The following is a 6,709-nucleotide window of genomic DNA, read 5'->3' on the forward strand; positions in this document are numbered from 1 at the left end:
AAGAGCGACGCAGATTTTGCTGCTGCGGGAGTGGCATTCTACTCAACCGCCTTCTCGAGTCAAGCCTTATTTTCCAAGGCTTTTCGAGGTTATCGACGAGGTTGTTTGCGTTTCCGCTTGCCCTGTCGATGTGGCGCATTATAGAGATCCAGCTCACATTGGCAAGGCTTTACCGCAATTAAATTTCAAAAAAGTGCGTTTTATTAGTTATTCATATCAACACACAGCCTTTATACAGACTTATCCACAGATATGGGTGAAATGCGGGGTTTTGTCTCCGGATAAGCGCCTCACAACAGTACAGGCACTCATCCATCATCGCCGTATCGGCGCGTCTGACGCGCAGCGCCAACGACCGCTTCTATATAAAGAGGCGTATATAGCAGTGCTTATCCCAATCCCGCCTCTTTGACCCAGCACGCCATCAGCTCGCTGGCGGGGAGATCCCGACAACCCGATACATTCTGCCCAGCCCACAGCGGAGAGAAGCCGCCGTCCCCTGCCTTTTCGGCAGCGGCGCGTAGCGGCGCCAGTGCACCACTGGCATAAGGGAAGTGAGGGGCAAACTCCGAGAGCGGGCCAAGCTCCCGCATCAGACGGTTGACGATACCCCGCGCCGGACGGCCACTGAACAGATTGGTCAGTGCCGTCTGCTGACCTTGTGGCGAGTGGAGGACGGCGCGATGCAGCACCGAGGTGGTTGCTTCATGGCAGCAGAGAAAAGCAGTGCCCATCTGCACGGCACTGGCCCCCAGCGCCAGCGCGTTGGCTATCCCCTTGCCATCGACGATACCGCCAGCGGCTATCACCGGCAGATTGGTCACCGCGAGGATCTGCGCCAGCAAGGTCAAGGTGCTCTGCTGCAGGGTGAGATCATCAGAGAGGAAATGGCCGCGATGACCACCCGCCTCCAACCCCTGGGCGATGATGGCATCGGCGCCGTGGTGAGCGAGCCATACGGCCTCCGCCACCGTTGTGGCGCTGGCAAAGACCCTGGCCCCCACAGCCTTCACTTGGGCAAGCAGCTCGGGAGCGGGCAAGCCGAAGTGAAAGCTGACCACCGCCGGTCTGAACTCGGCCACCATGGCGGCATGCTCTTCATTGAAGGGGGCGCGGCTTGGCGCCGTCGTAACGGCTGGGGGCTCTACGCCAAACTCGGCATAGTAGGGAGCAAGGTGCTGCTGCCAGCTGGCCAGCGCAACGGGATCCGGCGCCCGTTGCTGATGGCAGAAGAAGTTGATGTTAAATGGCCCAAGGCCGCTTTGGGCAAGACGCCCCAGTTCGCTGCGTAGCTCCGCTGGTGTGAGCATGGCGGCAGGCAAGGAGCCCAAGCCGCCCGCACGGGTCACGGCCAGCGCCAGCTCGCTGCCCTGCACACCGGCCATCGGCGCTTGAATAATGGGATAACACATCCCCAGCTCGGTAAACAGGCTCATTCGTTCACTCCGAGCAGCAGGGCCCGCTCTGTCGGGCCAAATCGGTTGTCGCCATCCATCTGTCAGACTCCTTTCCGATAGCTGTGGTTGCACATCAGGCCCGCAAGGGGCCTGATGAAGAGAGTGAAGCCTTAACGCACGCTGCGCAGCAGGAAGTCGGGCTGACCGCAGGAGCGGCGCTCGCGCTTTTGCATCTCGGCGGAACAGGTGACCGCATCCGTCCCCTCTTTATTGACGCAGATGTAGATCTCCCGCAGGAAGCGGCGACCATCGGCGCACGCTACCGTGATGTTGTCGGGGGCCAGCCACTCGTTGGCGCTCGCCAGATCAGCCTTGAGCTGGAAGCTGGTTTTGCGCAGCGGCTCTTCTGGCGACTGATAGGCCGCCGGGATCTTCACCTTCTGGCGCAAAGCGCTCGCCAGCTGATGGAATTGGGGCTGACTCAGGCCGGAGCAGGTGCCGTGCTTCTCCCACTCATGGCGATAGAGAAAACGGCTGGGGTAGAGGCCGGCAAACTCCTGCTCCATGTTGGCGTCGAGCCGTTCGCGGGTGCAGTTGCCGGGGTAGCCGCGATCGTACTGGGGCCAGAGACCATGCAGCACAAAGCCCAGTTTGCGGGAACATTGATCCTTGTCCGCAGGCTTGACGGCGCAGTGCTCGGGCGACCAGGAGAGCGCCAGCGCATAGTAATCAAAGTCACCCGCCACCCCTTTCGCCTGCACCGCCGAGGAGAGCAGCAAACCACCCGCCAACAGGGCCATCATCTTCTTCATCTTTATATCCATCCAAACCGACTCTTGGGATGGCAGCCATGCTCCCATATTCCGGCGAGCGGAAACAGTGATCGCGGCGCTGCTTGCGACAAGGGTCAGACCAGTCAGGGCTTTCACCGAGGGGCGACGAGGGGTAAGCTGACCGACCGGTGGACGCCTCGTCCACCACCCAAGCACTCCTCTTGGCAACCACAGGATGTAACATGATCCGCAAAAATCCCTCCGGCCACCTGCCGGTCATCGATGAATCCGCCTATATCGACAAAACCGCCATCATCTGCGGCAAGGTGATCATCAAAGAGAATGTCTTCGTCGGCCCCTACGCGGTGATCCGCGCCGACGAGGTGGATGCCAACGGCGAGATGGAGCCCATCGTCATCGGCGCCAACTCCAACATTCAGGACGGGGTGGTGATCCACTCCAAATCCGGCGCCGCCGTCACCATCGGCGAATACACCTCCATCGCCCACCGCTCCATCGTCCATGGGCCGTGCGAAGTGGGGAACCGGGTCTTTATCGGTTTCAACAGCGTGCTGTTCAACTGCCACATCGGTGACGGCGCCGTGGTGCGTCACAACTCGGTGATCGATGGCTGCGATCTGCCGCCGGAGTTCTACGTCCCCTCCACCACCCGCATCAACCAGCAGAGCGATCTGACCCATATCCCGCGGGTTTCGGTTGATGCCGCCGAGTTCTCCGAGGACGTGGCCCACACCAATATCGATCTGGTCAAAGGGTACAAGGCGCTCTCCAATGAGTTCTGATCCCTTTCTTTATTACCAGAGAACAAAACGGGCGCCGAGGCGCCCGTTGCTGTTTCTATCGCTACTTATATATGTGCGGATCAGGAGCACTTCTTCAGGCTGATATGCCAGTTGGCACCGGATTGCACCTGATGCTTGGCAGCGAAGCTGTCCATGTTCAGCGCCACCGACACCTGCAGCAGGCTGTTGAGGTAGACCAGCGGCTGCCCTTCCGGCACATCGCCAAAACTGCTGACGTAGGGTGCCTTGCCGTCATATTTGACCGCAGACCCTTCGCTGATCTTGATGCAGGCGGTATCCCCCTTGTTGATCCCCGCCTTGGTCAGCAGCGCATCGTCGATGTTGGTCCAGACGTTGCCGTACTGCACATCCAGAATGGGGATAGTGCCCTTGAGGGTGCCATCCTTCTCGGCCACCGCTGGCTGATAGGGGATCTTCACCACCTCGGCGGGCAGTTTCGGCCCCACCTGCTCGTAGCTGATGGCGCCGGACGCGAGCCGGGCGCCGGTGTAGGCATAGACGTCGCGACCGTGGAAGGTGTAGGACTTCTCGGAGCCCTTGAGGCGGTTGGTCTTCTCGTCGATCTGGCGCACGGTGTCGATACCGAAGTGCTCCGCGACCAGAGTCAGGGTGCCGTTATCCGGGCTGACGATGTAGTGGCCGCTCTTGGTCTTGAGCACCACCGACTTGCGATCGGTGCCGACACCCGGATCCACCACGCTGACGAACACAGTGCCCTTGGGCCAGTACTGCAGGGTCTGATAGAGGCGGTAGGAGGCTTCCCAGATGTTGTAGGCCGGGATCTCGTGGGTCAGGTCATAGAGCGGCAGGGTGCGATCCACCCCGAAGGCGACCCCCTTCATGGCCGAGACGGCGCCATCTTTAAGGCCAAAGTCGGTCTGGATCACCAGCGCCTCGTTGGCGGTGGCAACACTGCTGGCCAGCAGCAGGGCGAGCGCAATGGCGCGGGGAGCGGTACGAATATCCATATCTGAACTCCTGAAACGGTAGCAATGAGTGGTTAAAACCTGTCATTTGGCCATCCAGACTGCCACAATCGAGATTTATTGCAAGGCGTTAACACCAAAGTGAGCCACCACTCGCAAAACAGAGGGGCTGTGGCAGAAATTGTGCTCGCCAAAGCCGGTTGATGGCGTTATCAAAAGAGGGTTGTCACACTCGCCCCCGACAGGAGTCCCGCACCATGAATCCCGCCCCCGACACCACACTGTTACTGGAGATTGGCGAGCAGCGCAGTCAGGTCTGGCTTGGCCACGCCGATGCCCCCCTCGCCAGCTGGACGCTCGCCTTCGGCACCCGCGCCATCCAGCCCGGGCCATTTCGCCACGCGCCGCCCACCCCGCTCGAACTGGAGCGCGCCATCATGGTGGTGGAGGATGAGCTGATGCGCATCGCTCCCGATATACCGCCCGGTCTGTCTCTCACTCTGCACAGCGAACCCTCGCTGGCCGAAGTGCTGGGGGATAACACCATGAGCCGGGAGCTGGTGGAACAAGCCTTTGGCCAGCTGGCCGCCATGGCTGAGGGGGACCCCCTCGCCGCCAGCCAGTTGCCGCGAGAAGAGGAGTTTGCCGCCGTGCTGCTGATCGTGCGGGAGTGGTTGCACCATCTGGCTAGCGAGCAGGTGTTGCAGGTTGAATAGCCGACCGCGCCGAGGCTGACGCCAGGCGGGGTGGCATATACTCAATCATGTCCACGCCCGCAATCCGGCACCTGCGGATCCTTTACCCCACTCAGGAGAGACCCCGGCCATGGCCTGGTATCAGATTCGACTCGACCGCCCCAGAGCCACCCTGCTGGGGCTCGCCCTGCTGGTATTGGGCGGGCTGGGTTGCGTCCTCTATTACACCTATCTCAATATCCAGCACGATATGAACCTGATCACCGCCAAGCAGAAGAACGTGTTCGACGTCTTCTACCAGCGGGCCAAGATCCTCAAGGTGGAGAACATCGCCAGCTATCTGGCACAGCACCATCCGCTCGACCGGCGCCCGCCCCCGAGCGGTGCCGGCACCGACTACCTCTACGGCTACGATCTCAAGAGCAAGGAGCGCTTTGCCGATGTCCCGCTGCAATACCCGGCGGCCAATATCCTCAACACCTTCCGCTACGCCCTCTCCTACCCGGAGGTGATCAACATCTACACCATCTGGGACGACTACCGGCTGATCGGCATGGTGGCCAACGAGCGCATCCTGCCCCCCAAACTGGGCTCTGTCCGGGTGGATCTGATGAGTTTCCGCCCCTGGTATCACTACTTCGGCTGCGCCAGCTTCAGCAAGCTCCGGCACTTCTGCAGCACGGATGAAGCGGTGGTCTCCGATATCGAGGTAGACAGCTTCAGCCTGCGCAACACCATAGTGATGTACTTCCCCTTCACCTATCAGCTGGGGCGCGGCGGCTACAAATATGGCCTGCTGGCCATCGATATTGCGGTAGATGAAGCTTTCAACGAGGTGCTACGCCCCTTTCACAATCTCAATCCGACCCACACCGCCATCGCCTTCGATGCCGCCAAGCCGTGCCGCGCCTTTCGCCTCTGCCTCAACAAACCCTTTATGCAGACCAAAAGCGGCGCCGTGCTCTATCTGAAGTGGTCCTACTCCTGGCTCGACTTCATCAAGCTGGCGCTCCACAGCGCGGCCTTCAAGGTCTACATCATCATTATTCTGCTGGCGATGGTGGCGTGGAAGCAGCTCTACCTGCGGCTGCGCACTCTGGCCCACACCGATCACCTGACCCAACTGCCGCGGCGCGACATCCTCAACCGCACCATGCTGCGCGAGCACGACTACCTGATGATCCTCGACATCGACAACTTCAAGTCGATCAACGACACCTATGGCCACGGTATTGGCGATCAGGCGCTGGTCGCCTTCGCCCGCCATCTCAGGAGCAATATCCGCAAGGTGGACAGCGCCATCCGCTGGGGGGGCGAGGAGTTTATCGTGCTGTTCAAGGGGATGGATGATGACGAGATGATGCGCCACTCCGCCGCCCGGCTGCTGGCTCGCCCCCTCACCATTGCCGAGCTGCCCGAGCCCATCACCTTCTCGGCAGGGGTGATCCGGATCCGCGACTACCTGTCGGTGGCCGAGGCGGTGCATCTGGCCGACGAGCTGCTCTATCACGTCAAGCAGCAGGGCAAACACAATATCGCCAGCTACGATGGCCAGCAGATCCACCTGATCCGCAACCCCGACGCCGAAACCGCCAGCTAAGCTGGCCCGCCTTCTGCCACTCCCCCTCTATCTGTTACCATCGCGGCCACGATCACTCACTGCATCGTGGCCGCAGGCCGCGATAACCCCGACTGGTGCCCCTATGTCCACAGCCTCCTTTGCCGAACTGGCCCTCTCCCCCCGCTTGCAGCAGACCCTGACCGAACTGGGTTATGCCGCGCCGACTCCGGTGCAGGCCAGCGCTATCCCCGTCATTCTGGCGGGGCGCGATCTGATGGCGGGCGCCCAGACCGGCACCGGCAAAACCGCCGCTTTTGTGCTGCCGCTGCTGGAGCAGCTGCTACAACAGCCACAAGCAGAGTCCCCGCGTCCGATCCGCGCGCTGGTGCTGGTGCCAACCCGCGAGCTGGCGGTGCAGGTCGCCGAGAGTGTCGGGCGTTACGGCCAAGGGACAGGTCTCACCAGCACGCAAGTCTACGGCGGGGTGAGTATCGCGGCTCAGGTCGAGGCGCTTCAAGCCGGGGTGGATATCC

At 61.2% G+C, this 6,709-nt stretch carries 8 protein-coding genes; 5 read left to right on the forward strand and 3 right to left on the reverse strand.

Annotated elements, in window-relative coordinates; genetic code table 11:
- Positions 1–412: hypothetical protein (locus tag AACS24_RS09835; protein ID WP_219927767.1), on the forward strand; the 412-nt coding region annotated here is incomplete at its 5' end.
- Here AACS24_RS09835 and AACS24_RS09840 read toward each other — a convergent pair.
- Both AACS24_RS09840 and AACS24_RS09845 read right to left on the reverse strand, forming a co-directional pair.
- Positions 390–1,436 carry an NAD(P)H-dependent flavin oxidoreductase gene (locus AACS24_RS09840; protein ID WP_108573440.1) on the reverse strand — a complete coding sequence of 349 codons (1,047 nt, stop codon included), beginning with the start codon at positions 1,434–1,436 and terminating at the stop codon, positions 390–392. The two genes, AACS24_RS09835 and AACS24_RS09840, sit on opposite strands and share 23 nt — an antisense overlap.
- A 131-nt stretch (positions 1,437–1,567) precedes the next feature.
- A complete protein-coding gene (locus AACS24_RS09845; RefSeq protein ID WP_108573442.1) occupies positions 1,568–2,209 on the reverse strand; it encodes a ribonuclease T2 family protein in 642 nt (213 codons plus the stop codon).
- Positions 2,210–2,412: 203 nt separating this feature from the next.
- Here AACS24_RS09845 and AACS24_RS09850 point away from each other — a divergent pair, with 203 nt between their 5' ends.
- Complete coding sequence (locus tag AACS24_RS09850; protein WP_005343397.1) at positions 2,413–2,973, forward strand: gamma carbonic anhydrase family protein; 561 nt, start codon at positions 2,413–2,415, stop codon at positions 2,971–2,973.
- 80 nt (positions 2,974–3,053) lie between these two features.
- On the opposite strand, the gene AACS24_RS09855 is transcribed toward AACS24_RS09850, so the two are convergent.
- Positions 3,054–3,962: an SAM hydrolase/SAM-dependent halogenase family protein gene (locus AACS24_RS09855; protein ID WP_108573444.1), complete on the reverse strand. Its 909-nt coding sequence runs from the start codon at positions 3,960–3,962 to the stop codon at positions 3,054–3,056.
- Positions 3,963–4,177: 215 nt separating this feature from the next.
- Between AACS24_RS09855 and AACS24_RS09860 the strand changes: the two genes are divergently transcribed.
- The 3 genes from AACS24_RS09860 to AACS24_RS09870 form a co-directional block, all read left to right on the forward strand.
- Complete coding sequence (locus AACS24_RS09860; protein ID WP_108573446.1) at positions 4,178–4,636, forward strand: hypothetical protein; 459 nt, start codon at positions 4,178–4,180, stop codon at positions 4,634–4,636.
- Positions 4,637–4,745: 109 nt separating this feature from the next.
- Positions 4,746–6,215: a GGDEF domain-containing protein gene (locus AACS24_RS09865; RefSeq protein WP_108573448.1), complete on the forward strand. Its 1,470-nt coding sequence runs from the start codon at positions 4,746–4,748 to the stop codon at positions 6,213–6,215.
- A 103-nt stretch (positions 6,216–6,318) separates the two neighbouring features.
- The coding region (locus AACS24_RS09870) for a DEAD/DEAH box helicase (RefSeq protein WP_258223174.1) at positions 6,319–6,709 on the forward strand (391 nt) is incomplete at its 3' end.

This window comes from Aeromonas sp. HMWF016, assembly GCF_963878195.1.
GTDB lineage: Bacteria > Pseudomonadota > Gammaproteobacteria > Enterobacterales > Aeromonadaceae > Aeromonas > Aeromonas lacus.